This window comes from Sphingomonas sp. AOB5, assembly GCF_029433115.1.
In the GTDB taxonomy this organism is placed as follows: Bacteria; Pseudomonadota; Alphaproteobacteria; order Sphingomonadales; family Sphingomonadaceae; genus Sphingomonas.
In genome coordinates this window covers 1-2,840 of the sequence record NZ_JARNTV010000124.1, presented here as the reverse complement: position 1 = coordinate 2,840, position 2,840 = coordinate 1, and the positions used below count along the sequence as shown (strand labels likewise).

At 68.9% G+C, this 2,840-nt stretch carries 3 protein-coding genes and 1 pseudogene; 2 read left to right on the top strand and 2 right to left on the bottom strand.

Translation table 11 applies throughout. From position 1 onward, the window contains the following. Nucleotides 1-1,126, top strand: a 1,126-nt coding sequence (locus tag P1X14_RS21905; RefSeq protein WP_277317545.1) for a hypothetical protein, incomplete at its 5' end; no start/stop codon positions are given. On the opposite strand, the gene P1X14_RS21900 is transcribed toward P1X14_RS21905, so the two are convergent. Together P1X14_RS21900 and P1X14_RS21895 are read right to left on the bottom strand one after the other, a co-directional pair. Continuing rightward, the gene (locus P1X14_RS21900) at nucleotides 1,123-1,554 is read right to left on the bottom strand and encodes a CoA-binding protein (protein ID WP_277317544.1); all 432 of its coding nucleotides are present in this window, start codon (nucleotides 1,552-1,554) and stop codon (nucleotides 1,123-1,125) included. The two genes, P1X14_RS21905 and P1X14_RS21900, sit on opposite strands and share 4 nt — an antisense overlap. Before the next feature lies 1 nt (nucleotide 1,555). Further along, nucleotides 1,556-2,521: an Mrp/NBP35 family ATP-binding protein gene (locus P1X14_RS21895; protein WP_277317543.1), complete on the bottom strand. Its 966-nt coding sequence runs from the start codon at nucleotides 2,519-2,521 to the stop codon at nucleotides 1,556-1,558. Between the two features lie 71 nt (nucleotides 2,522-2,592). Here P1X14_RS21895 and P1X14_RS21890 point away from each other — a divergent pair. Continuing rightward, nucleotides 2,593-2,840 (top strand): annotated as a pseudogene (locus P1X14_RS21890) (protease modulator HflK); the annotation flags it as partial.

Below are 2,840 nucleotides of genomic sequence, written 5' to 3'. Positions count from 1 at the left end.
GGTCGCGGCGGGCGGCTGGTGGGGCTATCGCCGCTTCACCGCGCCGGCGCACGACGGCAAGCCGCCCGAGGATGTCGCGCTGCTGATGTTCCAGGCGGGCCTCGCCATCCAGCAAAGCACGCCCGAAGGCGGCAGCCAGGCCGCCGGGCTGCTGCGCCGGGTGGTGGAAAAGCATCCCGACTATGCCGATGGCTGGGGCATGCTGGCGCTCACCTATGTCAGCGGCGCCAACGCCCGCACGCCCGAGCTGTCGCACGATCTGCGCGCCCGCGCCGACGAAGCGATGCGCCGGGCCGAGGCGCTCGATCCCGGCAATATCTATGTGAAGATCGCCCGGCTGGGCCTGCGCCCGCGCATCGGCAACTGGACCGCCGCCGAACAGGTGCTGCGCCCGACGCTCAGGAGCCACCCCGGCAATCCACTGCTCACCGGCGCGCTGGCCGGGAACATGATGAGTGTCGGCCGTTGCCGCGAGGCGGCGGCGCTGCTCGATACCATGGCGGGCAAGGTCCCGCCCACGCCCGGCGTCGCCTATACCTATCCGCAGGTCCTGTGGGCGGCGGGCCGGCTCGACGATGCCGATCGCGCCATGGCCGAAGCCTATGCGATGTTCCCCACCCATTTCGCGGTGTGGTTCACCCGTTTCTACTTCATGCTCTACACCGGCCGGGCCGAGCAATCGCTGGCGATGTTCGAGAATGTCGACGGCCACCCAGCGGGCATCACGGACAGTAATTTCGCGATGATCGTCGCGGTCGCCCGCGCGATGCAGTCGCGCAAGGACACCGATATCGACGAAGCGATGCGGCTCAACATGGCCGGCGCACGCGCCGCGACCGGTTTTGCGGAAAACACGGTCCAGTTCGCCTCGGCATTGGGCCGGGTCGATGCCGCGTTCGAGGTCGCACAGGCGTATTTCTTCGATCGCGGCTTCCGCATCTCGGACCAGCGCTTCCCCGAACAGCGCACCTACACCTCGCGCGGCAACCGGCGGACGGTCTTCCTGTTCCTCCCCTCGACCAGCGCGATGCGCGCCGATCCCCGGTTCGAGACGCTGATGCAGGGCCTCGGGCTGACGCGCTACTGGCAGCAAATGAAAGTGCTGCCGGACTACAAGCGCGGTTAGGCCGCGACCGGCGCGATCCCCAGCCGCGGGATCTCGATCGCAGGGCAGCGGTCCATCACCACTTTCAGCCCCGCCGCCTCGGCACGCGCCGCGGCTTCCTCGTTGATCACGCCGAGTTGCAGCCACACCGATTTCGCGCCCGCCGCAATGGCTTCGTCCACCGCTTCGCCGGCCGCGATCGGGCGGCGGAAGATGTCGACCATGTCGATCTCCATGCCCAGTTGGCCCAGATCGTGGAACACATATTCGCCATGGAGATGCTCGCCCGCGATCTGCGGGTTGATCGGGATCACCCGGTATCCCTGCCGCTGGAGGAACCCCATCACCCGGTAGCTCGGCCGGTCGGGCCGGTCCGACGCGCCGACCAGCGCGATGGTCCGCACCTCCTCGAGCAGCGCCTTGATATCCTCGTCGCGGGTCAGCGGCATCCTAGCCTCCATTCTGCTCCAGCCAGCCATTCACGGCACCGGCAATCTCGACGAACGCCTGCGCTTCCGGCCCGTTCCCGGTCGCGGGCGGCTCGCCTGCGTCGGACGCGGTGCGGATCGCCAGTTCCAGCGGCACCCGGCCCAGGAACGGGATGCCCAGTTCCGCCGCCGCCGCTTCGGCCCCGCCCCGCCCGAACGGATCGGAGACTTCGCCGCAATGCGGGCAGGCATAGCCCGACATATTCTCGATCAGGCCGATGATCGGCACGCCCATCCGCTGGAACAGGTCGATCGCGCGGCGCGCGTCCATCAGCGCCAGATCCTGCGGGGTCGATACGATCACCGCGCCCGTGGGCTTGTGCTTCTGCACCATGGTCAGCTGCACATCGCCGGTGCCCGGCGGCAGATCGAGGATCAGCAGATCCTTGTCGCCCCATTCGGCATCGACCAGCTGGCCCAGCGCGCTGCCCGCCATCGGCCCGCGCCACGCGATCGCCTGTCCCGGCTCGACCAGCCCGCCCATCGACAGCACCGGCACGCCGTGGCGCGAGGGGACAGGGATCAGCTTCTCGTCCTTGTGGCTCGGCCGGATGCCCTCGACATCGAGCAGCCGCGTCTGCGACGGGCCATAGATATCGGCGTCGACCATGCCGACCTGCCGTCCCGCACGATGCAGCGCGATGGCGAGATTGGCCGAGACGGTCGATTTGCCCACGCCGCCCTTGCCGCTGCCCACCGCAATCATCCGCCGCGAACGCCGCTCGCTGGTCATCAGCACCCGCACTTCGTCCACCCCGGCCAGCGCCGCGACGGCGCGTTTGGCATCGGCTTCCATCTCGTCGCGCGCGGCGGTGGAAAGGCCGGTGACGTCGAGCACGATGCTCGCCCGTCCATTCTCGAATCGCGCGCTGGCACGGCCTGCGGTGAGGGGAGCGAGGATCGCTTCGATGGTGGTTTTGTCGGTCATCGGGCCGGACATAGGGACGGATTTCGCGTCCGCCACTGTAAATCTGCGGCGGCACCCCTATAAAGGTCCGTATGGCGAAACGATTTGGCTGGCCCGCATTGGCCGGCGTCTTCAGGAACGATCCCCCGAAAAGCCCCTGGGGCAACGGCGGCGGCAGTGGCGGCAATGACGACGGCAACGGGGGCGGCGGTCCGCGTAATCCCTGGTCGCTTCCGCCCGACGGCAAGCGCGGCAATGGCCCGCGCGGCAATGTCTCGTCGATCGAGGACCTGCTGAGCCGCGCGCGGCGTGGCGGCGGCGGTGGAGGTGGCGGCTTCGG